Source organism: Nocardia sp. CA-107356 (assembly GCF_050946365.1).
In the GTDB taxonomy this organism is placed as follows: Bacteria; Actinomycetota; Actinomycetes; order Mycobacteriales; family Mycobacteriaceae; genus Nocardia.
On sequence record NZ_CP191992.1, the window covers coordinates 3,525,246 to 3,548,627 of the forward strand.

At 65.9% G+C, this 23,382-nt stretch carries 21 protein-coding genes; 13 read left to right on the forward strand and 8 right to left on the reverse strand.

All coding sequences use genetic code 11. From position 1 onward, the window contains the following. Window positions 1–230 precede the first annotated feature (230 nt). The gene (locus ACQP1G_RS15855; protein WP_433204381.1) at window positions 231–2,279 is read right to left on the reverse strand and encodes an alkyl/aryl-sulfatase; all 2,049 of its coding nucleotides are present in this window, start codon (window positions 2,277–2,279) and stop codon (window positions 231–233) included. A gap of 139 nt (window positions 2,280–2,418) precedes the next feature. On the opposite strand from ACQP1G_RS15855, the gene ACQP1G_RS15860 reads away from it, so the two are divergent. Continuing rightward, the gene (locus ACQP1G_RS15860; protein ID WP_433204384.1) at window positions 2,419–3,006 is read left to right on the forward strand and encodes a TetR/AcrR family transcriptional regulator; all 588 of its coding nucleotides are present in this window, start codon (window positions 2,419–2,421) and stop codon (window positions 3,004–3,006) included. On the opposite strand, the gene ACQP1G_RS15865 is transcribed toward ACQP1G_RS15860, so the two are convergent. Beyond that, window positions 3,003–4,562: an amino acid permease gene (locus tag ACQP1G_RS15865; protein ID WP_433204387.1), complete on the reverse strand. Its 1,560-nt coding sequence runs from the start codon at window positions 4,560–4,562 to the stop codon at window positions 3,003–3,005. The genes ACQP1G_RS15860 and ACQP1G_RS15865 overlap by 4 nt on opposite strands. A gap of 171 nt (window positions 4,563–4,733) precedes the next feature. On the opposite strand from ACQP1G_RS15865, the gene ACQP1G_RS15870 reads away from it, so the two are divergent. The 3 genes from ACQP1G_RS15870 to ACQP1G_RS15880 all read left to right on the forward strand — a co-directional run bounded on the left by ACQP1G_RS15870 (window position 4,734) and on the right by ACQP1G_RS15880 (window position 8,181). After that, a complete protein-coding gene (locus tag ACQP1G_RS15870; protein WP_433208539.1) occupies window positions 4,734–6,263 on the forward strand; it encodes a phytoene desaturase family protein in 1,530 nt (509 codons plus the stop codon). A gap of 651 nt (window positions 6,264–6,914) precedes the next feature. Continuing rightward, window positions 6,915–7,616 carry a hypothetical protein gene (locus tag ACQP1G_RS15875; protein WP_433204390.1) on the forward strand — a complete coding sequence of 234 codons (702 nt, stop codon included), beginning with the start codon at window positions 6,915–6,917 and terminating at the stop codon, window positions 7,614–7,616. A 181-nt stretch (window positions 7,617–7,797) separates the two neighbouring features. Beyond that, window positions 7,798–8,181 (forward strand): hypothetical protein, encoded by a 384-nt coding sequence (locus ACQP1G_RS15880; RefSeq protein WP_433204393.1) that lies wholly within the window; start codon window positions 7,798–7,800, stop codon window positions 8,179–8,181. 133 nt (window positions 8,182–8,314) lie between these two features. On the opposite strand, the gene ACQP1G_RS15885 is transcribed toward ACQP1G_RS15880, so the two are convergent. After that, a complete protein-coding gene (locus ACQP1G_RS15885) occupies window positions 8,315–9,838 on the reverse strand; it encodes an FAD-dependent oxidoreductase (RefSeq protein ID WP_433204396.1) in 1,524 nt (507 codons plus the stop codon). 46 nt (window positions 9,839–9,884) lie between these two features. After that, the gene (locus ACQP1G_RS15890; RefSeq protein ID WP_433204399.1) at window positions 9,885–10,583 is read right to left on the reverse strand and encodes a TetR/AcrR family transcriptional regulator; all 699 of its coding nucleotides are present in this window, start codon (window positions 10,581–10,583) and stop codon (window positions 9,885–9,887) included. A gap of 74 nt (window positions 10,584–10,657) precedes the next feature. Between ACQP1G_RS15890 and ACQP1G_RS15895 the strand changes: the two genes are divergently transcribed. The 3 genes from ACQP1G_RS15895 to dmpI all read left to right on the forward strand — a co-directional run bounded on the left by ACQP1G_RS15895 (window position 10,658) and on the right by dmpI (window position 12,527). After that, a complete protein-coding gene (locus tag ACQP1G_RS15895) occupies window positions 10,658–11,038 on the forward strand; it encodes a putative quinol monooxygenase (RefSeq protein WP_433204402.1) in 381 nt (126 codons plus the stop codon). Window positions 11,039–11,288: 250 nt separating this feature from the next. Further along, window positions 11,289–12,194: a LysR substrate-binding domain-containing protein gene (locus ACQP1G_RS15900; RefSeq protein WP_433204405.1), complete on the forward strand. Its 906-nt coding sequence runs from the start codon at window positions 11,289–11,291 to the stop codon at window positions 12,192–12,194. Window positions 12,195–12,341: 147 nt separating this feature from the next. Further along, complete coding sequence (gene dmpI, locus ACQP1G_RS15905) at window positions 12,342–12,527, forward strand: 4-oxalocrotonate tautomerase DmpI (RefSeq protein WP_040689632.1); 186 nt, start codon at window positions 12,342–12,344, stop codon at window positions 12,525–12,527. Window positions 12,528–13,012: 485 nt separating this feature from the next. On the opposite strand, the gene ACQP1G_RS15910 is transcribed toward dmpI, so the two are convergent. Together ACQP1G_RS15910 and ACQP1G_RS15915 are read right to left on the reverse strand one after the other, a co-directional pair. Continuing rightward, window positions 13,013–14,056 (reverse strand): fused (3R)-hydroxyacyl-ACP dehydratase subunits HadA/HadB, encoded by a 1,044-nt coding sequence (locus ACQP1G_RS15910; protein ID WP_433204408.1) that lies wholly within the window; start codon window positions 14,054–14,056, stop codon window positions 13,013–13,015. A 156-nt stretch (window positions 14,057–14,212) separates the two neighbouring features. Then, window positions 14,213–14,509 (reverse strand): hypothetical protein, encoded by a 297-nt coding sequence (locus ACQP1G_RS15915; RefSeq protein WP_433209587.1) that lies wholly within the window; start codon window positions 14,507–14,509, stop codon window positions 14,213–14,215. Here ACQP1G_RS15915 and ACQP1G_RS15920 point away from each other — a divergent pair. After that, on the forward strand, window positions 14,396–14,632 hold the full coding sequence (locus ACQP1G_RS15920; protein ID WP_433208542.1) for a hypothetical protein: 237 nt from the start codon (window positions 14,396–14,398) through the stop codon (window positions 14,630–14,632). The two genes, ACQP1G_RS15915 and ACQP1G_RS15920, sit on opposite strands and share 114 nt — an antisense overlap. Further along, window positions 14,629–15,075 carry a cyanase gene (gene cynS / locus ACQP1G_RS15925; protein WP_433204411.1) on the forward strand — a complete coding sequence of 149 codons (447 nt, stop codon included), beginning with the start codon at window positions 14,629–14,631 and terminating at the stop codon, window positions 15,073–15,075. The genes ACQP1G_RS15920 and cynS overlap by 4 nt, the downstream gene beginning before the upstream one ends. Before the next feature lie 4 nt (window positions 15,076–15,079). Here cynS and ACQP1G_RS15930 read toward each other — a convergent pair whose 3' ends face one another. Both ACQP1G_RS15930 and ACQP1G_RS15935 read right to left on the reverse strand, forming a co-directional pair. After that, on the reverse strand, window positions 15,080–16,402 hold the full coding sequence (locus ACQP1G_RS15930) for a family 1 glycosylhydrolase (RefSeq protein ID WP_433204414.1): 1,323 nt from the start codon (window positions 16,400–16,402) through the stop codon (window positions 15,080–15,082). Window positions 16,403–16,608: 206 nt separating this feature from the next. Continuing rightward, entirely contained in the window at window positions 16,609–17,391 is a 783-nt protein-coding gene (locus tag ACQP1G_RS15935) for an IclR family transcriptional regulator (RefSeq protein WP_433204417.1), read from the reverse strand. Between the two features lie 86 nt (window positions 17,392–17,477). Between ACQP1G_RS15935 and hutH the strand changes: the two genes are divergently transcribed. The 4 genes from hutH to ACQP1G_RS15955 are packed head-to-tail and all read left to right on the forward strand — an operon-like array spanning window position 17,478 to window position 23,260. Continuing rightward, a complete protein-coding gene (hutH, locus tag ACQP1G_RS15940) occupies window positions 17,478–19,025 on the forward strand; it encodes a histidine ammonia-lyase (protein ID WP_433204420.1) in 1,548 nt (515 codons plus the stop codon). Window positions 19,026–19,057: 32 nt separating this feature from the next. Then, a complete protein-coding gene (gene hutU / locus ACQP1G_RS15945; RefSeq protein ID WP_433204423.1) occupies window positions 19,058–20,710 on the forward strand; it encodes a urocanate hydratase in 1,653 nt (550 codons plus the stop codon). Further along, window positions 20,707–21,921 (forward strand): allantoate amidohydrolase, encoded by a 1,215-nt coding sequence (locus ACQP1G_RS15950; RefSeq protein WP_433204426.1) that lies wholly within the window; start codon window positions 20,707–20,709, stop codon window positions 21,919–21,921. The genes hutU and ACQP1G_RS15950 overlap by 4 nt, the downstream gene beginning before the upstream one ends. 34 nt (window positions 21,922–21,955) lie before the next feature. Continuing rightward, on the forward strand, window positions 21,956–23,260 hold the full coding sequence (locus tag ACQP1G_RS15955; RefSeq protein ID WP_433204429.1) for a formimidoylglutamate deiminase: 1,305 nt from the start codon (window positions 21,956–21,958) through the stop codon (window positions 23,258–23,260). Window positions 23,261–23,382: the final 122 nt, after the last annotated feature.

A 23,382-nucleotide genomic window follows, 5' to 3' on the forward strand; every position in this document is an offset into this window, starting at 1 on the left:
CGGCTGTCGTTCTCGCCGCGCGCCGCACTTCCATTGCGACCGCCGTTGACCGTATGTGTGATCGCGTCGATACCTGATTGATCCGCGTCGTGGTATTTCGGCCCCTCCCAGGGGTCACTGGTGATCGGGTCGTATTGGGAGCCGATTCGCCGGATTGCCGCACAACCGGTTCAGTCCCTTCGAGCCTCGACTCCCCGGACGTGGGCGGCGCAGTTCAGCACCACTGGTGTTCACGGGGTGACGATCGCGAAGTTCGGATCGGGGCGGTCGAAGAGGCCGTTCAGTCGCTGCAGGGTGGCGATATTGCCGTCGACTTTGATGTCGCCCTTGACGACTGCGTCCGCGACGTTGCCACCGGCGAGCATGGTGCGGGCGAAGGTGGTGCGGGTCAGTGTGAGGGTGGCGTCGGGGGCGGGTAGCGCGTCGTCGGGGGTGCGCGCGTAGTGGATCAGAACGCCGTTGCGTAATTCGACGCGCTGCGTGTGGTTGTCGGCATCGGTGAAGCGCCAGTCGGTAGTGGCCTTGACGTCCCAGGCCTTGGGGCCGTTGACGAACAGTGAGATGGCATCGAAGGCTTGGTCGATGGTCAGTGCCGCCAGCATGCCCTGAGCGTTGGCCTTGGTGGGGGTGCCGAACTGCCCGTTGCGCAGTTCGTAGGCGCCACTGAGGTAGAAGTTGCGCCAAGTGGCGTTTTCCGCACCGTAGGCGAGCTGTTCGAAGGCGCTGGCCTGCAGGTGTTTTGCCTTGGTGTCGTTCGGATCGGCGAAGATCACGTAGTTCACCATCTGCGCGACCCAGCGGTAATCGCCTGCGTCATACGCCTTTTGCGCCTTCTTCAGCACTTCGTTCGCGCCGCCCATCGCATCGACGTGTCGTTTGGCCGATTCGACCGGCGGATGTTCCCACAGGTGTGCGGGATTGCCATCGAACCAGCCCATATAGCGCTGGTAGATGGCCTTGACGTTATGGTTGATCGAACCGTAATAGCCATGGGTGGACCACTCTTTGGTGATCGCGGGTGGCAGCTGCAGCATCTCGGCGATCTCGCCGCCGACATAGCCCTGATTGAGCAGACGCAGCGTCTGATCGTTGAGGTAGGCGTACAGATCACGTTGCACCGCAAGGAATTCCACGATCCGGTCGGTGCCCCAGACCGGCCAGTGGTGCGAGGAGAAGACCAGATCCGAGTTGCGGCCGTACAGGTTGATCGATTCGGTGAGGTAGCGCGACCACACATGCGGGTCGCGTACCAGCGCGCCGCGCAGCGTGAGGATATTGTGCAGGGTGTGGGTGGCGTTCTCGGCCATACACAGAATGCGGCGGTCCGGAAAATAGAAGTTCATCTCCGACGGGGCCTCGGTGCCCGGCGTCAGCTGGAACACCATGCGTACACCGTCGACGATCTCCTCTTGGCCGGAGTGGGTGATATCGACGGTCGGGTCGATGAGCGTGGTGGTGCCGGTCGAGGTGGTCTGGCCGAGGCCGGCACCGACCTGCCCCTTCGGCCCGCGGGGCAGCGCCGCGCCGTACATGTAGGCGGCACGCCGGGCCATCGCGGTGCCCGCGTAGATATTCTCGGCGACCGCGTGTTCGAGGAAGCCGGACGGTGCGAGCACCGGGCAGCGGCCCGCCGCGACATCTTCGCGGGTGGTGACGCCGAGCGCGCCGCCGAAGTGGTCGACGTGCGCATGCGAGTAGATGAGACCGGTGACCGGGCGATTGCCGCGATGGGCGCGGTAGAGCGCGAGTCCGGCGGCCGCGGTCTCGGTCGAGATCAGCGGATCGATGACGACGACGCCGGTATTGCCTTCGATCAGCGTCATATTCGACAAGTCGATACCGCGGATCTGGTAGAAGCCGGGTGCGATTTCGTAAAGGCCCTGTTTGACCGTCAGTTGGGATTGCCGCCAGAGGCTCGGGTTCACCGACAGCGGACAGGGGTCGCGCAGGAACGCGTAGGAGTCGGTGTCCCACACCGCCTTTCCGCTGGCATCGGTGACCACGCCGGGCTCGAGCGAGGCGATCCAGCCGTGGTCGGCGTCCGCGAAGTCGGTGGTATCGCTGAAGGGCAATGTCGCGGCGGCCTGCCTATTGGCATCGGCAATGTGATCGCTCGGATCGGTGGGGGAGGTGGCGGGATTCACCTCATCCGAGTCGCCGCACGCGGTGAGACCGACGCCGACGCCCGCCACCGCGAGTGCCGCCGCTCCGACGCCGAATACCCCGCGGCGCGTTACCCGTGGTGTCCGGTTGTCGTCGTTGTCCCGCTGCTCGACCATCGTCTCTCCTGTCAGTTCTCGGTGGCCCCACCGTAACGGCTATTGCAGCGTGACTGCAATAGCGTGCTACTGTGGATGCTGTAGCAGCGGATGTGTGGTCGCCGACATTCCCGTGGAGTCGCTGTGATCGGATGCAGGCATGAGTGAGAGCACTGCGGGCGCCCGCCGCAGGCGCAACCCGGAACAGACGCGCGCCGCGATCGTCGCCGCCCTGCTCGCGGCGATTCACGACGGCGAACTCGATCCCACCGGCAAGCGCATCGCGGCCAGGGCCGGGGTCTCCGAACGCAGTGTCTTCGTGCACTTTCCCGGACGCGACGACCTGCGGGTCGCAGTCGTCGAGGTGCAATCGGAACGAGTCGAGGCGCTGATCGCGACGCCGGATCCGCAACTGCCACTGGCCGATCGCATCGATGCGGTGGTGCGCCAGAGCGAGGCGATCTTCGCGCTGCAGCGCAATCCCCGGCTGCTCGGTCTGCTGGAATCGTATACCGTACCCGGTGTCGACGCGCGAATGCGGTTGACCGACAAGCGTATTCGCGATGCACTGGCCCGCGCATTCGCACCGGAACTGACCGCCGACGGCGGCGTCGACGAGGAACTGCTCGATCTCGTCGACGCCGCCGTCGGCTGGCCGACCCGGCATCACCTGGTCGGACGCCGCGGCCGGTCGCAGGCCGAGGCGTCCGCGGCTATCCGCCGGACATTGTTCGCGCTCCTGGGTTAAGCGTTGGCAGGAGCCTCGGTCTCGGGTTCGGGCGGTGCCTCCTCGACCGTGCGCTTGGGGCCGGTGAACCAGCGCTTGGCCGAGACCGCCCACCAGATGCCGATCGCGCCGACCACGCCGATCAAGGTGATCGGTGCGTAATTGACGGTGTTCCAGGTGAATTCGCTGTTCCACGGATAACCGCGGTCATCGGTCGGCAGGATGAACAGCAGGCTGATCAGCACGATCCAGATCAGGGCGATCACACCAACCGGCCGATACCAGGGGCCGAGTTGCCAAGGGCCGGTCCGGAATCGGCTGCCGTGCATCTGGCGCAGCAGAATCGGGATGCCATAGGCGATGTAGAGGCCGATGGTCGCGACCGAGGTGGCCGCCGCATAGGCCGTCGGCGCATTCGCCGCGGGCACCAGCATCGACGGAATCAACAGTACGAACGAGAAGAACGAGATGAACAGCACGGCGTGCACCGGCACCTTGCGAGCCGAAAGTCGCGACCAGTAGGCCGATCCCGGCACCGCGCCGTCACGGGAGAAGGCGAACAGCATGCGCGAGGCCGAGGTGACCGAGGCGTAGCCGCAGAACAGCTGGGCGATCGCGGCGATGATCAGCAGCAGACCCGACCAGAACGAATTCAGCGAGTTCTCCAGGATATAGATCACCGGGTAGCCGCTGTTCTTCTCCGGATCCAGCGCATCGTCGAGATTCGGAATGGCGAACGTCACCGCCATGATGAGCAGATATCCGGCAACGGCGGAGACCACGATGGTATTGATGATGCCCTTGGCCGCCGTGCGCGCCGCATCGTGGGTCTCCTCCGACATATGCGCCGATGCGTCATATCCGGTGAAAGTGTATTGCGCGTGCAGCAATCCGAGCAGGAAGCTGAACGCCACCCCGCCGAAGCCGACCGCACTGTTGTCGACGGTCTCGGTAAAGACGAAGCCGACGCTCTGATGGTGGCTCGCGCCGAAACCGAGCACGATGACGAAGATCGCCACGCCGCCGACATGCCACCAGGCCGAGACATTGTTGATCACCGCGGACAGATGCGGGCCGATCGCGTTGAGCACGGCATGCAGGATCAGGATCACGGTGAAGACGAGAAAGATTGCGGTGCGGTCGGTTCCGATATCGATACCGATGACGTTCAGCACCGCGGTGGTGAAGATCGCCGCGCCGTAGTCGATGGCTGCGGTCACCGCGATCTGGCCGATCAGGTTGAACCACCCGGTGAACCAGCCCCACACCGGACCGCCCAACTCCGACGCCCACCAGTACAGACCGCCGGAAGTCGGGTAGGCCGAGGCCAATTCGGCCATGGCCAGGCCGACGAACAACACCATCACCGAGACCAGAGGCCAGCCCCATGCCATGGTGATCGGTCCGCCGTTGGCCAGACCGATGCCGTAACTGGCCAACCCGCCGGTCAGGATCGAGACGATGGTGAAACTGATGGCGAAGTTGGAGAATCCGGACCAGGACCTCGCCAGTTCCTGTTTGTAGCCGAGTTCGGCGAGGCGACGTTCGTCGTCGGATGGTGCATTGGCTTCGGTCATGATCGCTCCCGGGTGAAAACGCCGCCCTCATACAGCGTTTGCCAGAAACTAAGTGTGAAGTGAGTGCTGGTCAATCGCAGGGAAATATGGAAACCCAGCCGTAATTTCCCGGCAATCGCCGACCGCCACCGCAATCGCCGGAATCCGTGATAGGCAGGACAGATGAAACCGATGCGCTCCTCCTATGACGTAGTGGTGGTCGGTGGTGGCCATAACGGGTTGGTGGCGGCCGCGTATCTGGCGCGGGCCGGGCGGTCGGTGCTGGTGCTGGAGCGGCAGGATCACACCGGTGGGGCCGCGGTCTCGGCGCGGGTGTTCGCGGGTGTCGATGCACGGGTATCGCGGTATTCGTATCTGGTGAGCCTGCTGCCGCGCCAGATCGTCGAAGAGTTGGGTCTGCGGTTCGCGACGCGGCGCAGGCGGATCTCGTCGTATACGCCGGTCGAGGACGGTGGACTATTGGTCGACACCGCTTCCGAGGCTCGGACCAGGGAGAGTTTTGTGCGGCTCACCGGATCCGATCGTGATTTCCAGGCTTGGCGGAAGTTCTACGGCGCGACCGGTCGGCTCGCACAACGGGTGTTTCCCACGCTGACCCAACCGCTGCCGTCGCGATCGTCGCTCGAGCGGGTTGTGGACGATGCCGATATCTGGGCGGCGGTGTTCGAGCGGCCGTTGGGGGAGACGGTCGAGTCGAGCTTCACCGACGACACTGTGCGCGGCGTCGTGCTCACCGACGCACTCATCGGGACCTTCACCCACGCGCACGATCCGAGCCTGCGGCAGAACCGCTGCTTCCTCTACCACGTGATCGGTGGCGGCACCGGCGACTGGGATGTGCCGATCGGCGGCATGGGCGCGCTCACCGACGCACTCGCCGACGCCGCCCGCACCGCCGGTGCGGAGCTGATCACCGGCTGTGAGGTGACCGAGGTCGAATCCGACGATGTCACAGCGGAGGTGCACTATCGCGATGGTGTGGTCGGCGCGCGGCATGTGCTGGTGAACGCTGCACCGCATGAGCTGGTTCGGCTGCTCGGCATTCCTGGGGAGCCGAAACCCGAAGGCTCCCAACTGAAGGTGAATATGGTGCTGCGACGCTTACCCCGGCTGCGTGACGTTTCGACCGATCCGCGCGAGGCCTTCGCCGGAACATTCCATATCGCGGAGTCGTATTCGCAACTGGAACAGGCCTATCGTGAGGCCGAGAGCGGGCGGATACCGTCCGCACCGCCCTCGGAGATCTACTGCCATACCCTGACCGATCCGTCGATCCTCGCGTCCGACTCCAGTCTCCATACCCTCACACTGTTCGGATTGCACACTCCAGCAAGGCTTTTCGCGTCCAACCCGGAGGCGGCGAAGGCTATGGCGGTGAAAGCCGCACTCGCCCAGCTGGATGCGGTACTCGCCGAACCCCTCGCCGACTGTCTCGCGGTGGACGAGAACGGCGCACCCTGCATCGAAGCGAAATCTCCTCTCGACCTGGAGCGCGAGGTCGGCCTCCCCGGTGGCCACATCTTCCACCGAGATCTGGCCTTCCCCTACCGCTGCGACAACACCGATACCCCCGCCGCGCGCTGGGGGGTAGCCACCGATGTCCCGAATATCTTCCTCTGCGGTGCGGGCGCGGTGCGCGGTGGTGGAGTCAGCGGCATTCCCGGCCACAACGCCGCCATGGCGGTGCTCGAAACGCGGTGATTACCGAGGTGTCGCGTTCAGCGCCGGGCGGATGTCGTCGACGCTCGGATCGACCAACGACTGTCCGCACACGATCACCGTCGGAGCCACCTCGTCCCCGCCGGTAATCGCCCGAACCGCGGCCGCCGCCACCGGATCCTCGATGGGGATCGTCCGGAACGCAATGCCTGCCAGGCGCAGCCCGATGCCGAGTCGAATGCAGTACGGACATCGTCCGCCAGTACATGGTGATCGGTTCGATGGCTTCGGATCGACCGGGTTCGGCCATGGGTTCCCGCCCCTCCAGCGACATGTATCCACGATGTGGGCAGCACCACTGAGAGGTCCAGTAATTTGGATTTCGCATGACTGCCTCGTGTGGGGTGTCGAGAATCGGACGTCTGCGACCGGGTTCCGCTGGAGAATTCCTGTGTGCTCATCGACGGATCCCGATCGTGGCGTTCGGGATCCGTCGCCCGACGTCCATTGCTCGGCGGTCGGGCCAGCCGTGCGACGACGGAGTCCGAATGTGATGTGAGTCATGCTGAGGTGGATCCAACATAAGTCAACGGCAATTGATGAGCAAACGTTAACGATTGGGTCACGTCTAGTTTGCGTGCTGCGGTTTTGATGGGCTCACTTCCCGATGTCCACCCTGTTAGGAACCAAAGCATGTTGATGAGGAAATTTGCCGCGACCTCGGCGCTGCTGATCGCGGCGCTCGGTGCCACCGCCGGAACCGTGTATGCCGCACCCGAGTCCGACAACAGTGCCGTGAACTACTCGGCCACCGCCACCCCGACTTCGACCATCATTAGCACCGATGCCGGTTCGCTCGTAGACGAGAACGGCGTCTTCAAGATCAAGGCCGCTGACGGCACCACGGTCGGCGGCGCCGAATTATCCTTCCGGGTGGACGATTTCGTCTTTCCGATCGCCGCGGAGATCAAGGACCGTACCGCGACGCTGACCCCGCAGTTCGATATGGCGCACGCCGCCTACAAGCCCGTCGCGCTGCCCTACGAGGACAAGGCCCCGTGGAAGTCCGAATACGACCGTGAGCAGGCCGCCTTCAACCGCATGAAGGACACCATCGCCATGGGCGCCACCATCGGCACCCTGGTCGGCGGCCTCGGCGGCGGCGCCGTCGGCTGTGTCCTCGGCGGTATCGCCGGTGCGACGGTCGCCGCGGCCACCATCGTCGGCCTCTTCGGCGCCTTCATCCCTGCCGCCGCCATCGGCTGCATCGGTGGCATCATCGCCGTCGGCGCGCTCGGCACTCTGGCCGCTCAGATCTTCGTCACGGCTCCGGTCGCGATCGCTGCGGCAGTCCAGTACTTCACCACGGTCAATTCGCCTTTCCAGGGTCATTGATCTGACCTGCGAAGATAGGTCGAAATGAGGTCCTGAACAGCACGTTTTTCAGGACATGTGACCTTTCCCGCGATACAACGTTCCGCGCGGGCCGCGCCCAAGGATCGGACTCGGTTCCTGGGTGCGGCCCTGGCGGTTGGACCAGTCCTCCCGCGAGCGGGATCACCCTAGGTCGAGCAGGGTGGACCTCAGCCGTCCGGCCGTAGATGCCCTGGTATACACCGTGATTTCAACCTTTGTCGGACCGATCATCTACCTGTTCGGCTACACGTACTTCCACAGCAGTGATCACTGCCAACCTCGAATGTCGGTGCCGGACTACCCCATCGGCCACATGGAACAGATCGATACCGCCGCGCAGCCGGATTCACGCGGAGCAGCTTCGAGGGCATACGAAAACTATTTCGATGCCCAGATCTTCTGGGTCACTGGCGCGGGGGTGATGCTGGCGGTCGGAATCTTCTTACTGGTCAATCTGTTGTCAACCACGCAATCCGTGCCGGATCCAGCATTTTGGAGCGTCACCGACAGGGCGGCGGTGAGCCGCCGAGACCTCCACCGATGATCGCGATCGGGTGATGGTTCTCCTGGCCGCTTCGAGGTGCTCGTGGCGGGGAAAACACTGAATGTCGCTGGCGCTCAGGCGTAGTGGCTTGGGCTGTCCGGATGCGGGTTCGTGCGGCTTTGTCGGCGGGCGGTCAGTGTTCCGGGCGGCCGAACCAGCGGGTCGCGGCTTGTTGGAACGCTTCGGGATCAGGGCCATGGTCGTCCGCCCAGGCCACGATGCCGTCGGGCCGGATCAGTACGGCGCCGAGACCGAGGTTGTCGTGTACCGGGCCGGCCGCGTAGTGGATCCGGCCTTGCCAACCCTGGGCTGCGTCCCGGAGTGCGTGGTCGGTGCTGAAGTCGAGCGCGACGCCGTGTCCTTGCTGTAGAAGGTCACCGAGGCGAGTGTCGTCGTCGAAGCAGAAGTCCGGGGCGGTGTGGCCGACGAGGGGCTGTCGGCTGCCCAGGTCATAGCGGTAGGCCAGTCCCGATGTTTTCCGGTACACGTGGGTGGTTCCGTCTGGGGCGCTCATCAGGTCGCGGACCAGCCGCTGCAGGGCCGGAGCATTGGGGCCCGGTTGCATGGTTGCGACCTGGGCCCGGGACCAGTCGAGAACAGATGCGCCGATGGGGTGGCGCTCGCTGGTGTAGGTGTCGAGCAGTCCGTCGGGCGCGTAGCCATGCACGGTTGCCGCGAGCTTCCACCCGAGATTCATCGCGTCGCCGATGCCGAGGTTGAGCCCTTGGCCGCCGAGTGGGGAGTGGATGTGGGCGGCGTCGCCGGCGAGCAGGACGCGGCCGTTGCGGTAGGTCGTGACCTGCATGGCGCGGTCGGTGAAGCTGGAGGCCAGGTGGACCTCGGTCAGTGTCACCTCGGTGCCGGAGACCCGGCGCAGGACCGCTTGGAGGTGTTCGCGGGTCAGCGGCTGTGAGCGGTCGAACGTGCCGCCGTCGAAGTCCATCATGCCCAGATGCCCTTCGAAGGGCGTGCGCAGGTACATACCGGTCGGGGTCAGGTTGAACCCGAGGCGCAACTGTTGCGGGTCGGCGAAGGTGACTCGTGCGACGTAGCCGGTGAACAGCGGCTCGGTGCCGACGAACTCCAAGCCTGCGAGCCGGCGTACCGCGCTGCGGCCGCCGTCGCATCCTACGAGCCACCGCGCCCGGTACTCGTGCCCGCCCGCTGTCGCGACAACGGCGTCGTCGTCCTGGGCCACGGCTGTGACAGGAACACCCCGGATGATCTGCGCGCCGAGCGCGGCGGCCCGCTCCGCCAGCACCGTCGTGACCGCCTCGAGGCTGGTCATGATCGGTTCCATCGCCGGACTGGGCAGTCGGTGCGGGAGGGCGTCGGTTTCGATGTTGGTCGCGTCGAGCGTCATTCCCGCGAAGTGGCTCACATTCCGGGGAGGTGGGGTCTGGTCGGCATCGGGGGCGGCGCCGACCGCTGCCGCATCGACACCGGACGCTTTCAGCAGTGCGTCCAGCATGCCGCGACGGTAGAACGCTTCGACGGAACCGGGGGTCAACCCGCGCAGCCCGAGTGGGAGTGTTTTCAACGGCGAGTCCGGGTCCGGGTCCTGCTCGAGTACCAGGACAGCACATCCGGCCAGCGCGAGTTCGCCGGCCAAGAACAGGCCGATCGGGCCGGCGCCCGCGATTATGACGTCTTGCATGAAGAATTCCCTTCTGATTGTCGCTGACCTGATCGGATTCGACGGGTCAGCGCAGATTGGTGATGCCGTCGAGGACGGCGGCGATGCCGGTGAGGAACTGTTCGCGGTCATCGTGCTCGCGCATCTGGCCGGCGATCACGTGCATGAACGGGTAGTCGTCGGGATCGAGTTCCTGCCACGCGGTCGACACCGCGCCGAGGAACTCGCCGCGGTCGGCCTGGGGGTCGACACCCGAGGTATCACCGTCCACACGGGCGTTCTGGCCGACGGCACCGAGGATGTAGTGCACCAGCGTCGAAGTCGCGTCGAACCACGCGGCTTGCGGCACACCCAGTGCCCCCACCTGCCGACCGAACCGCTCGAAGATCCCCACCGTCACCGGCCCGCACGGATTGCGGGTGATCTGCAGGGCCAAGCGCGTGGCCAGCCACTGATGTTCGGCGATCGCGTCGAACAGGCCAAGCGCCACGGCGCGGATCTCGTCCCCCGCAGTGGTCCGGGCCCCGGCGGGCTCGGTGTCCAGCACGGTGCCGATGACTGTTTCGGTCGCGGCATCCAGCAGCTCGTCCCGGGCGCCTACCTGGTAGTAGATCGCCCCGGTTCCGGTGGCCAGGCGCTCGGTCAGCGCCCGGACCGTCAGCGCGCTCTCGCCGCCGCCGTCGAGCAGCTCAATAGCGGTAGCGATGATCTGCTCGCGGGAGAGCACCTGGTTGCGCCGCTGCGCCCGGCGCGCTCGTGTTGCCATAGCCCGATTCTGCCAGCATTTTTGGAGCATCGCACTAATTTGGATCAATGAACCAATTAAGGTATGTTTTCCACATGCCAGATACCCTCTCCGGGGTCACCGCACGGGATGCTGCGGCGTCACCGAAGCATCCCGGCCCCCTGGTCATGCTTGTGCGAGTGCATGCGCGGCCGGATCAGATCGACGTAGCGCAACGGGCGCTGGAGAAGATTGCCGGTCCAACTCGCGCCAACCCCGACTGCCTGGAATTCCGTATCTTCCAGGACCGAGACGATCCGCAGTCGTTCACTCTTCTGGAACACTGGGTCAGCCTCGAGGCCAATATCGAACACGGCAAACGTGACTACATGGCCGAGTACATCGCCACGAAGGACCTGATCTTCGACGCATTCCGCGGCGAGTTCGTCCAGGAGATCTGCCCACCGGGTGCTGGCGCCTTTGCCGAACCACAATGAAACGCGACCGCGACTCGATCACATCGGTCCGAGGCCAGAGCGCCCGCGACATCTTAGGTCTCGGCAATAGCGGCGCTCGGTGTGCCCTGATAGCCACCGGGCATCGGCTCCAGAGCGGGCACCCCGTACGCGGGGTGCCCGTTTGCTGTGTTCGACTCGGCTCGACAACTGCACCGCGTGACGGTGGCACACGGCGCTGCGCTGGCGGCTGGTTTCATGGACCGGACCGCCACAGAGAGGAGCCCGAGCCATGGAGCTGCGCCAACTGCGCTATTTCGTCACCGTGGCCGAGGAACTGCACTTCGGGCGGGCGGCTGAGCGGCTGCATATCGCGCAACCGGCGGTGAGTCAGCAGGTGCGGCGGCTCGAACGAGAGTTGAAGGTTCAGTTGCTGGACCGGTCGCCACGGCTGGTCCGGCTGACCGAGGCCGGGCAGCGATTTCTGCCCGCGGCGAGAAGTGTGCTGATCGCGGCGGAGCAGGCGCTGGCATCGGTGGCCGATCTGGCCGGTGCGCGGGCAGAGGTGTTCCGGCTGGGTACCGTCACCGGGCTGGGCGCGTGGCTGGACATCATCCTGGATGCGTTTGCTGAGCGCCTTCCGCATGTGCAGATCGAGCTGGTCACCGCACCGGTGCGCGAGCGGTTGGCGCAGGTGGCCGACGGTCGACTCGATGCGGCCTTCGTGCGCTCACCCGTCGTCGAGGACACCCCCGACCTCGAGTATCTGCGCGCATGGGACGACCAGCTTGTCGCGGCCTTGCCGGCTCGGCATCCGCTCGCGGCGCAGGAGACGGTGCGGTTGGCCGATCTGGCGTCGGTGCCACTGCGGTTGACCGAGCGGCGCAATCACCCAGCGCTGGTGGATCTGGTGCTGAGGTCTTGTCGGCGTGCGGGTTTCGAGCCGGTGCCCGCGCCGACCGCTACCACCCTCCAGGACAATTTGGCCGCGATCGGCACCGCGACGGCCATGTGGACGGTGATCTACGGCGCCAATGCCGACCAGGTGCACAACTCGCGAGTGGTCTTTCGGCCGTTCGCGGACGGTGGTCTGAGCCTGCCGATCGCGGTGGCCGTGCGCGCGGGGACCGATGCGCCGGGATCAGCACTGCTTCGTGCGCTCCTACTGCGCGAAAGCGTGCACGACCTCGGACAATAAGGATTCGTTATCGCTGCGTGAACGAACTGGCCCTTGGTCGATGATCTTTGTTCGGGTGAACTGATCACCGGCCGCCGAATCGGCATCCCCACAGTGGGAAGCCCGAATGCGGTCTGTCCCAACCCTTTTCAGTAAGGAGAGTCAGTCATGCCCATCGTCACCGTGCAGCAGGGCCCGCGCACCGTCGAACTCAAGCGGGATCTGGTCCGCCGGATCACCGATGCCTTCGTCGACGCCTACCAGATTCCGGCCGAGACCGTGCAGGTCTGGATCCACGAGACGCCCGCAGACAGCTGGGGCGCGGCCGGGCAGCTGACCGCCGATAAGAAATAGCTGACCGGAGCGCGCCGATGCCCGGCCGATACCGTCGCGATCATGCCGATGAAGCATGGATTCTCGCGATGGTTACCGGTCGGGCCGACGGTTGTCGATGTTCGGAGTCGACTGCACGGATGTTCGATCTGCACAGCCTCTGGGTCTGTCAGGGCCGCTCGGCGTCGACCGTGAGTGCTTCGAGTTGGTCGACACCCGCCCATAGCCGATTCGTATGCGGCGCAGCGTATCGGTAACCCCGACAGATTGACATTGCCGCGTACACGGCATGCTTTACACATCCGTCCTACGGAAACAGCCTGCCCCCGAGAGCATCTCGCGGACGATCGTTTCGCCCACTGAACCGTGCGCCAGTGTCGGATTCCGAAGTCGTCTGCATGTCCGGCTCGATAGTTACGATGGTGTGCGGCGGCAGATTTCGGGTGCCACGATCGAGGGAACAGCAGGTGTCGAGCAGCGGAGCACCGGAGCTCTTACGGCGGAGGTTATGGGAGGCGAATATCCGCAGTGGCGAGGCCGAAAACCTTGCGTCCGGCGGACTTCGCGACGATGACGACGGCAGCGGTCCTGGTTTCGGCGTCGACCGACTTGATGCGCCCGGTGAACTCGACGTCTCCAGCGGCGGCGGCTTCGATGACCGTATAGTTCGACAGCCGGACCCCGTATCTGATCACCGCGCCCGGGTCGCCGAGCCAACCGGTGACGAATCCCGCGCCCAGGCCCATGGTGAGCATGCCGTGGGCGATCACGTCCGGAAGGCCCGCGAGTGTAGCGACTTCGTCGTGCCAGTGGATAGGGTTCGCATCCCCGGAGACCCCGGCATAATTCACCAGATCCCCGCGTGTCAGGTGCACGGTGCGAGCAGGAAGCTCGTCACCGACGGCGATGTCCTCGAATCGGAGTGCGGTGCGCGGGACGCGGGTGCGCGAGACCGGGGAAAGTCGTACAGCGGTCGTCGCCTCCGGATCCGAGCCCGGCAGCGCATCCACGTCGGCGGGCGCGCCTGCGGTTTGTGCGGTCGTGTCGAGTCCGCTCATGATCACGCGCTCGATCGTGTCGCTGATGTCGGCGTCGACGTCCTCGCTGGTGATGCCGACGACGGTGGTGTGCATGACCTGCACGACGTCACCGGTCTGGTCGGTGAAGGTGTTGGTGATGGTGAGCAGGTCCTTGCCCGCGATGCGGCGCACCGAGGAGAGCTCGACATCGCTGACCAACCGGTCGCCGGTGAGTACCGGCTTGTACATCTCGAAGACCTGATCGGTCTGCACGAACATGTCGTAGCCGGTCATGAGGGTTTCGAGGAGCCTGCGGTTGGCGATCATCGCGGCGGTCGAGATGAAGGTGGTGGGCGCGACCAACCCGGCGTACCCGAGCTCACCGGCAGCAGCTTCGCTCCAGTGCACCGGGTGGAAATCTTGTACCGCTCGCGCGTACTCGCGGATCTTCTCTCGCCCCACCTCGTAGTAGTCGGCCGCGCGATAGCGCTGCCCCACCAGCCCAGCCACATCGAACGCTGCTTCCACCAAGCCCCTCCTTCATCTGGGATTCCTTCGGCACTCGTAACCGGTATCGGCAGAACCTGATTCACGAGTGAAACCCCACCTTCTCACACGGCAAGGCGACAGTGCCGAGCAAAACAAACGATCTTGGGCTCGAGATCGTTTCCGATCCATGATCGGTCCTCATGCGACAGGCCCCTTCGGTTCGCCCACCGGTTCCTCATAGGAGATCAGATCAACACCCAGCCCGGCCCGATCGTGATCCTGCTCGACTGAGCCAGCGGCCTTCGCAATCGGCGCAGGGGGCCTGGCGGCAACGTCAACACCAGGCTCGCACGCCTCGATGAAGGCCACGTCGACGTGCTCATCGTCGCAGTATCCGGGCTCGGCCGCGTCGGCCAACAGCACCGCATCACCGAAACACTGCCGATCGAGACCATGTGCCCGCCGATCGGCGCCGGGATCATCGGCGGTTCGCATCCCCTTGCCCACCGGCGCGGCGCTCGGCGGCAAGTCTCGCGTTCACGCGGTTCTGGCCGCAAGCGTGACATCGACCTTCTCGCGTCGACAGCATTCGCGGGCTCATCTACCGTGCCCCTATGACGACGAAGAAGCAGGCGGGAGACGCGGTTCTCGCCGCGAAGGCGCGGCTCGGGGTGACGTGGGCGCAGCTGGCGCAGATGCTGGATGCGCCGGAGGCATGGATCGTCGCCGCATTACTCGGGCAACATCCCCTGAGCGTCGCGCAGGCCGAAAAGGCCGCGGGGATCCTGGAACTCGGGGCCGAGGAGATCGCGGCCTTCGTCGCGCAACCGACCCGTGGCGCGCTGGACGCGGCGGTGCCGACCGATCCGACGATCTACCGGTTCTATGAGGTGCTGCAGGTCTACGGCCCGGCGATCAAGGAGTTGATCCACGAGAAGTTCGGGGACGGCATCATGAGCGCGATCAACTTCAAAATCGATGTCGATCGTCGCGACGATCCCGGGGGCGAGCGAGTGGTCGTCACCTTGGACGGGAAATACCTGAAGTACCAGTGGGGCTGAGTCATTACGGCACGGTGACCGATTCGGTGCAGCTGTCCGGCGGATCGACCAGTGCGCACTCGACCGTCGGTCGGGTCGGGCGGTAATCGGCCGGAACACCGCCGGACCGGATGATGTCGCGGTAGGTCTCGACCGCGTCCGTCGGCTGGCGGGTCAGGGTGGGGTCGGTCCGCACGTCGACTGTGTAGAGGCCGAAACGTGGTGTGTAGCTACCCCACTCGTAGTTGTCGGTCAGGCTCCAATAGTTGTAGCCGACGACGTTGATGCCATCGGCCTTGGCGCGCTGGAGCCAGTAGACGGTGTCGCGGAGGTGGTCGGAGCGGGTATAGCCGTCGGCGCGCGGCTTACCGTCCTCGGTGGGCATGCCGTTCTCCACGACATACAGTGGGCGATCGGGGAATAACTGCGCATAGTGGCGCAATGCGTAATAGATGCCCTCGGTGTGAATGGGTAGTTCCCAGATCGCCGGACCCTCGTTCGACCCGCCCTGCACCCCTCTGCTCGTCTCCGGCACGGGTGCGAAATAGTAGTCGACGCCGATGAAATCGAGCTTATCCGCGATCCGATCCACGATCGGCTGATTCACTTCGGTCTCGGCGCCCGCGACATAGCCGAGATTGCTGGTGACCTGCGCGTCGGGCAGTTTGTGGTGAATGGTGTCGTAGATCGCGTTGTGCGCCTCGGCGATTCGGTCCAGCATCGCGGGAGCCTCGTCGGGGGTGATCGCGCCGATGCGCAACTCGGTGCCGATGTAGGCGGCCGGCTCGTTGAAGGTGACCCACAGCGGATTGCGAGAAGCGTAGCGGTTCACCACTTTTCGCATATTGACCAGCCAATCATCGACCATGCCCTGATTGCGCCAGCCGCCGCGGTCGGCCGCCCAGCCGGGATACACCCAGTGATCCAGGGTGAGCATCGGTCGCATACCGGCCGCGAGAATGCGCGCGATCACGTTGTCGTAGAAGCCGAATGCCGCCTCGTCCCAGGCATCTGGTTGTGGCTGCACCCGCGCCCATTCGATGCCGATCCGGTACACCCGCACCCCGAGGCGGGCGGCCAGGTTGATATCGGAGATATAGCGCTGGTAGAAGTCGACCGAATTCTCGTAGTCGTCCCCGGCCTTGCCGGTCTCGATATATCGGGTCCAATTGCTGTCGGGCGCGTGGCCTTCGGACTGGAAGCCGGATGATGCTACGCCCCAGAGGAATTCACGGCCGAACGGAGCGACGGTGGCCTGCGCGCTCGGCGTGGCGACAGCGGAGAGCAGCAGTGCGGTCACGATCATGGCCAGCGCGATGAGGGCGCGTCGGCGCATCGGTGTTCGCATCGAGCTCCTGTCCCCATCCGGCACTGGTCGGTCGTGCGTCACCGGCGGAGCGCCGCCCCGGTCGATGATCTTCGAGCGTAACCATTGGATAGCTGAACTTTGAGCTGCGCGCCGGCGTGTCGCCCATTCAGTCGAAAGCGCCTGGTAATGCCGGATTAGACGCCGGATCATTTCGATTGCTTACTGTTCGCGTATAGAGCTGGCTGTCAGCTCACCCGCCCACCGATGCGCCGAGTGAGATCGTCTGCGGTGGAGCGCACCTGGGTGGCGAGATCGGACCAATCGGCGTTACAGGGAAAACGCTCGCAGTGATGTCGCAACGTCACGCTGATCGCCGCGATCGGCCGATGGTCGTGATCGAAGGCCGGATAGGCGACGGAGGCGAATCCGGCGGTGACATATCCGTCCTCGCTCGCCCAGCCGCGTCGACGCTCTGCGGCGAGGATGCCACGCAGCGCGGCGAGGCTGGTCGGCCCACGGTCGGTGCGGCGCACGAAGGCCGCCGCCGACGGGAACAGCGCCCGCACATGGGCGGCGGGCAGATGCGCCAGGATCGCCCGGCCCGATGCGGTCAGCTGCGCGGGCAACCGGACGCCCACATCGGTCACCAAGGTCTCCGGGCGCGGCGGGCGTTCCTTGATCAGATACAGCAACTCGTTCCCGTGCAGGACCCCGAGATGCGCATTGTGTCCGACCCGCCCGGCCAGCTCACGCAGCAACGGTCCGGCCACTCGCTCCAGCGGATCGTGGCGCAAATAGGCCGAACCCAACTCGAAGGCGGCGATACCGAGGCCGTAGCGGCGCTCGGCGGGCAGCCGGGTGACGAAGCGGGCCTGCTCCAACTCCGCGAGCAGGTGATACGTGGTGGAGCGCGGGATGTCCAGCTCGCGCGCGATGGCGGACGCGGAGACCGGCCCCGCGCGGGTCGCCATCAGCCGCAGCAGGGCAAGGCCGCGCCGCAGCGCGGGTATATCACTGCTCGTACCCATACCACTTCCTCGGGTTGTCTCGGATACCAGACAGAACCTGGTCCAGCCTCATTCTCCACCCGCCCTCGTGGCGGTGGAATGGGCCTATGTCGGAAACCACGCAGTTACCGCCGGTGGAGGTGGACGGGCCGCTGACCGTAGAACGCATCGTCGCCGTCGCCCGTCACGGTGCCGGGGTGCGATTCAGCGCGGCCGCCGAGAAGCGGCTGACCTACGCGCGCCAGCACGTCGACGCACTGGCCGCGGGGACGGTCCCGACCTATGGCGTCTCCACGGGCTTCGGCGCGCTGGCCACCCGGCACATTCCGCCGGAGAGCCGGGCCGCGCTACAGCGGTCGCTGATCCGCTCGCATGCCGCGGGCGCCGGCGCGGCGGTCGAGACCGAGGTGGTGCGCGCCATGATGCTGTTGCGGCTGCGCACACTGGCCACCGGGCATACCGGGGTGCGGCCGGAGACGGCGATCACGTTGGCGGCGTTGATCAATGCGGGCATTACGCCGGTGGTGCACGAATTCGGCTCGCTCGGCTGCTCCGGTGATCTCGCGCCATTGGCCGCGGTCGCGCTGGCGCTGATGGGGGAGGGATCGGTCACCGACTCGTCCGGCACGCTGGTCCCAGCAGCAGCAGCCCTGCGCGACAAGGGGATCGAGCCGGTGACACTCGCCGAGAAGGAGGGGCTGGCGCTCACCAACGGCACCGACGGCATGCTCGGCATGCTGGCGCTCGCGATCGACGACCTGACCCACCTGCTCGACATCGCCGACATCACTGCCGCCATGAGCGTGGAGGCATTGCTCGGCACCGACCGAGTCTTCGCCGCCGACCTGCAGGCGCTACGCCCACATCCGGGCCAGGCGCTCTCGGCCCGGCGCATGGCGGCCGCCCTCGCGGGCTCGGATATCGTCGCCAGTCACCGGGGTCCGGACTGCAACCGGGTGCAGGACGCGTATTCGTTGCGCTGCGCACCGCAGGTACACGGTGCCGCCCGCGACACCATCGCTCATGCCCGAACGGTCGCCGACCGGGAAATGGCCTCGGCGATCGACAATCCCGTGGTGCTCGCCGACGGCAGACTAGAGTCCAACGGCAACTTCCACGGTGCGCCGGTCGCATATGTTCTCGACTTCCTCGCCATTCCGGTCGCCGATGTCGCGAGTATGGCCGAGCGCCGCACCGACCGAATGCTGGATGTCGCACGCTCACACGGCCTCCCGGCCTTCCTTGCCGCCGATCCTGGTGTCGACTCGGGCCATATGATCGCCCAGTACACGCAGGCGGGAATCGTCAGCGAGCTCAAGCGCCTCGCCGTGCCCGCCTCGGTGGACTCGATTCCGAGCAGCGCGATGCAGGAAGACCACGTGTCGATGGGATGGTCGGCTGCGCGCAAACTGCGCAGGGCCGTCGACGGGCTGACCACGGTGCTCGCCGTCGAATACCTCACAGCCGCACGGGCCTTGGACTTGCGTGCGCCTCTGCGTCCGGGCCCGGCGACCGCAGCGGCCCTCGCCCTGCTTCGCACCGAAGTCGACGGTCCCGGACCGGACCGGCACCTGGCACCGGAGATCGCCGCCGCGGCCGAACTCATCCGCTCCGGCGAGCTACTGGCCGCCGTCGCGCCACACCTCGGCTCCTGACGGGCCATTCGCTGATATATGGAGGCAATCTGATGACACGGACGATTCGAGCGGCACGCGGGTCGCACCTGACGGCCAAGAATTGGCAGGCCGAGGCCGCCATGCGGATGCTGCACAACAACCTCGATCCGGAAGTGGCCGAGCGGCCGCAGGATCTGGTGGTGTACGGCGGCACCGGTAAGGCCGCGCGGGACTGGGCCAGCTTCGACGCGATCACCCGGACGCTCACCACACTCGAGGCCGATGAGACCCTGTTGGTGCAGTCGGGTAAGCCGGTCGGCGTATTCCGGACGCACGAATGGGCGCCGCGAGTGCTGATCGCCAATTCGAATCTCGTTGGCGACTGGGCGAATTGGCCGGAGTTCCGCAGGCTGGAATCGCTCGGTCTCACCATGTACGGGCAGATGACCGCCGGATCGTGGATCTACATCGGCACCCAGGGCATTCTGCAGGGCACCTATGAGACGTTCGCGGCTGTGGCGGCCAAACGCTTCGGTGGCACCCTCGCCGGAACCGTCACCCTCACAGCCGGATTGGGTGGTATGGGCGGTGCGCAGCCGTTGGCCGTTACCATGAACGGCGGGGTGGCCCTGGTCGTCGAATGCGATCCGGCCCGCGCCCTGCGACGGGTACACGACCGCTACCTCGATGAGATCGCCACCGATTTCGACGATGCCGTACGCCGGGTCTCGAAGGCGCGCAAGGACCGAAAAGCGTTGTCGGTCGGGCTGATCGGTAATGCGGCCGAGGTGCTGCCGCGACTGCTCGCAGCCGGCGTCGAGATCGATATCGTCACCGATCAGACTTCGGCGCACGATCCGCTGGCGTATCTGCCGCGCGGTGTCGCGCTCGCGGACTGGGCCGACTATGCGGCGAAGAAGCCCGATGAATTCACCGACCGTTCCCGCGAATCCATGGCAGAGCATGTCGATGCGATGCTGGGGTTCCTCGATCGCGGTGCCGAGGTCTTCGACTACGGCAATTCGCTGCGCGGCGAGGCGAAACTCGGCGGCTGCGAACGGGCCTTCGATTTTCCCGGATTCGTGCCCGCCTACATCCGACCGTTGTTCTGCGAGGGCAAAGGGCCGTTCCGGTGGGCGGCGCTGTCCGGCGATCCCGAGGATATCGCCGCGACCGACCGGGCCATGTTGGAATTGTTCCCCGAGAACGAATCCCTGCGCCGCTGGATCACGCTGGCCGGGGAACGTGTTGCCTTCCAGGGACTTCCGGCCCGCATCTGCTGGCTCGGCTACGGCGAAAGGCACCTGGCCGGTCTGCGCTTCAACGAGATGGTCGCCAGCGGTGAGCTGAAGGCTCCGGTGGTCATCGGGCGCGACCACCTCGACTCCGGCAGCGTCGCCTCGCCGTATCGTGAGACCGAGGCAATGGCCGATGGCTCCGATGCCATCGCCGACTGGCCGCTGCTCAACGCGATGGTCAATACCGCCTCCGGCGCGAGCTGGGTCTCGATCCACCACGGCGGCGGTGTCGGCATGGGCCGCTCCATCCACGCCGGACAGGTCTGCGTCGCCGACGGAACGGTATTGGCCGGACAGAAGATCGAGCGCGTGCTCACCAATGACCCCGGTATGGGTGTGATTCGGCATGTGGACGCCGGTTATGACCGCGCCGGCGCGGTCGCCGAGGAACGTGGCGTGCGAATCCCCATGCGGGACGATCAGTGACGGCGGTGGGCGGCGGCGCGAACGGCCTGCTCGGCGAAATCGCCGATGTGGGCCGGGATTCGCGACGCGGCGGATACTCTCGGCATGTCTTCGACCGCGCCGAACTGGAATTGCGGGACTGGTTCAGCGAGCGGGCGGCCCGGCGTGGCCTCGACGTGACGACCGACCGCAACGGGAACATCTGGGCATGGTGGGGGAGTCCGGGTTCGGGCGCGGTGGTCACCGGGAGTCATCTGGACTCGGTGCCCGGCGGTGGTGCGTTCGATGGTCCGCTCGGGGTGACCAGCGCGCTGGCGGCCGTGGATATTCTGCGCACCAAGGGTTTCACTCCCGCGAAGCCGCTCGCGCTATTGGTATTCGCGGAGGAGGAGGGCGGGCGCTTCGGGGTGCCGTGCCTGGGGTCCAGACTGCTCACCGGCGCCATCGACGCCGACCGCGCCCGCGGACTGCGCGACGCCGCCGGGATCACCTTCGCCGAAGCCGCGGTCGCGGCTGGGCAGGATCCGCAACGATTCGGCGCTGATCCCGATGCGCTGGCGAATATCGGCTGCTTCGTCGAATTGCATGTCGAACAGGGACGTGGGCTGATCGATCTGGACAGTCCGGTCGCCACCGGCAGCAGCATCATCGCGCATGGGCGCTACCGGTTCTCCTTCTCCGGACAGGGCAATCACGCGGGTGCGACACGAATGCCCGATCGGCATGATCCGATGCTGCCCGCGGCCGCGGCGATCGCGGCAGCCCGCCGCGTTGCCGCGGCTACTGACGATGCCAGGGCAACCGTCGGCAAGCTCATACCGACGCCGGGTGGCACGAATGTCATTGCCGCCACAGTGGATCTGTGGCTGGACGCGCGCGTCGCCGGAGCGGGGCGCACCGCCGCGCTGGTCGAGGATATCGCCGGATTCGCGCGGGAGGCCGCGGCCGCCGAAGGATGCGCGATCACCGTGACCGAGGAATCGTATTCCGACGACGTTGTTTTCGATGAGGCGCTGCGCGGCCGACTGGACGGCGTACTCGGCGGTGTCCCCGCGCTGCCCACCGGTGCCGGGCACGATGCGGGCATCCTGGCGGCCCATGTGCCGTCGGGCATGCTCTATGTGCGCAACCCGACCGGGATCAGCCATGCGCCGCAGGAGCACTCCGAACCCGCGGACGTGGATTTCGGCGCCGCGAGTCTGGCTCGCGTGCTGGAGGATTTGGCGAAATGAGCGTGGGCAATCCGATGCGCGGGGGTCGGGTCCGATGAGCGTCTATTGGGCCGAATTCGCTTGGCTGCCGGATGGATTGGCGCAACGGGTGACAATCGACGTCATCGGATCGTCGATCCGCTCGGTGGTACGGGACTCTCAGCCGAGCGGGAAAGTGCTGCGCGGATTAACCATTCCCGGTTTCGCCAATGCACATTCGCACGCCTTCCATCGCGCCTTGCGCGGACGTACTCACCACGGCCGGGGTTCGTTCTGGACGTGGCGGGAACGGATGTACGCCGTCGCCGACCGGCTCGATCCGGACTCCTACTACCGGCTCGCGCGCGGTGTATACGCGGAGATGGTGCTCGCCGGATACACCAGCGTCGGTGAGTTCCACTACCTGCATCACGCGCCGGGCGGAGTGCCGTACACCGATCCGAATGCCATGGGGGCCGCCTTGGCCGCGGCCGCTCAGGACGCCGGGATTCGGCTCACCCTGCTCGACACCTGTTACCTCGCCGGCGGATTCGGCCGAGCGCCGGACGAACATCAGCGCCGATTCAGTGACGGTAACGCGGCAGCATGGGCCGAGCGCGCCGCCGCGTTCGAACCGGAATCGGACCTGGTGCGGACCGGTGTGGCCGCGCATTCGGTGCGCGCGGTGCCGCCGGAGGCGCTGGCGGTGGTCGCCGAACAGGCCGACGGGCGGCCGGTGCACGTCCACCTCTCCGAACAGCCCGCGGAGAACAGCGATTGCCTTGCCGCACACGGGCGGACGCCGACCGCATTGCTGGCCGAGGCCGGATTGCTCGGGGCGGATACCGTGGCCGTGCACGCCACGCACGTCAGTGCCGCCGATATCGGTCTGCTCGCCGAAGCGCGGGTGCGAGCCTGCTTCTGCCCGACCACCGAACGCGATCTCGGCGACGGCATCGGGCCAGCCCGTGAATTCCTCGATGCCGGAGTTCGCCTGTGTTTGGGCAGTGACAGTCATGCCGTATTGGACGGCTTCGAGGAATGGCGTGCGCTGGAGTTGAACGAACGCCTCGCCTCGCGCACGCGCGGACGCTTCACGATGGCGCAGTTGTTCACCGCGGCAACCGATCACGCGTCGATCGGCTGGCCGGAGGCCGGACGGATCGAGGCGGGTGCCGCAGCGGATCTGGTCACCGTCGAGCTGGACTCGATCCGAACCGCGGGCGCCGAACCTGCCGCCGCGCTGTTCGCGGCTTCGGCCAGCGATATCCGCGAGGTGCTGGTCGCCGGTCGCCAGGTGGTCTCGGACGGCCGCCATCTATCGGTCGAGCAACCCGAAAACATACTGCGGGAGGAGATTCGGGCGCTATGTCCGTCGTGATCGTTTGATGCGGTTGCCTGTTGCCGACGGGCAGCCGACCGTGAGGTACCCGTGGTCGAGGCACTCGATCGGTGGGTGCGGATCTATTTGGGAGAGGCCGGAATTCCACCGACAGAAAGGGC

Bases quoted from the DNA above. Each gene is read 5' to 3' on its own strand.
- ACQP1G_RS15855 (WP_433204381.1), bottom strand. From the start codon at position 2,279: ATGGTCGAGCAGCGGGACAACGACGACAACCGGACACCACGGGTAACG.
- ACQP1G_RS15860 (WP_433204384.1), top strand. From the start codon at position 2,419: ATGAGTGAGAGCACTGCGGGCGCCCGCCGCAGGCGCAACCCGGAACAG.
- ACQP1G_RS15865 (WP_433204387.1), bottom strand. From the start codon at position 4,562: ATGACCGAAGCCAATGCACCATCCGACGACGAACGTCGCCTCGCCGAA.
- ACQP1G_RS15870 (WP_433208539.1), top strand. From the start codon at position 4,734: ATGCGCTCCTCCTATGACGTAGTGGTGGTCGGTGGTGGCCATAACGGG.
- ACQP1G_RS15875 (WP_433204390.1), top strand. From the start codon at position 6,915: ATGTTGATGAGGAAATTTGCCGCGACCTCGGCGCTGCTGATCGCGGCG.
- ACQP1G_RS15885 (WP_433204396.1), bottom strand. From the start codon at position 9,838: ATGCAAGACGTCATAATCGCGGGCGCCGGCCCGATCGGCCTGTTCTTG.
- ACQP1G_RS15890 (WP_433204399.1), bottom strand. From the start codon at position 10,583: ATGGCAACACGAGCGCGCCGGGCGCAGCGGCGCAACCAGGTGCTCTCC.
- ACQP1G_RS15895 (WP_433204402.1), top strand. From the start codon at position 10,658: ATGCCAGATACCCTCTCCGGGGTCACCGCACGGGATGCTGCGGCGTCA.
- ACQP1G_RS15900 (WP_433204405.1), top strand. From the start codon at position 11,289: ATGGAGCTGCGCCAACTGCGCTATTTCGTCACCGTGGCCGAGGAACTG.
- dmpI (WP_040689632.1), top strand. From the start codon at position 12,342: ATGCCCATCGTCACCGTGCAGCAGGGCCCGCGCACCGTCGAACTCAAG.
- ACQP1G_RS15915 (WP_433209587.1), bottom strand. From the start codon at position 14,509: ATGCGAACCGCCGATGATCCCGGCGCCGATCGGCGGGCACATGGTCTC.
- cynS (WP_433204411.1), top strand. From the start codon at position 14,629: ATGACGACGAAGAAGCAGGCGGGAGACGCGGTTCTCGCCGCGAAGGCG.
- ACQP1G_RS15930 (WP_433204414.1), bottom strand. From the start codon at position 16,402: ATGCGAACACCGATGCGCCGACGCGCCCTCATCGCGCTGGCCATGATC.
- ACQP1G_RS15935 (WP_433204417.1), bottom strand. From the start codon at position 17,391: ATGGGTACGAGCAGTGATATACCCGCGCTGCGGCGCGGCCTTGCCCTG.
- hutH (WP_433204420.1), top strand. From the start codon at position 17,478: ATGTCGGAAACCACGCAGTTACCGCCGGTGGAGGTGGACGGGCCGCTG.
- hutU (WP_433204423.1), top strand. From the start codon at position 19,058: ATGACACGGACGATTCGAGCGGCACGCGGGTCGCACCTGACGGCCAAG.
- ACQP1G_RS15955 (WP_433204429.1), top strand. From the start codon at position 21,956: ATGAGCGTCTATTGGGCCGAATTCGCTTGGCTGCCGGATGGATTGGCG.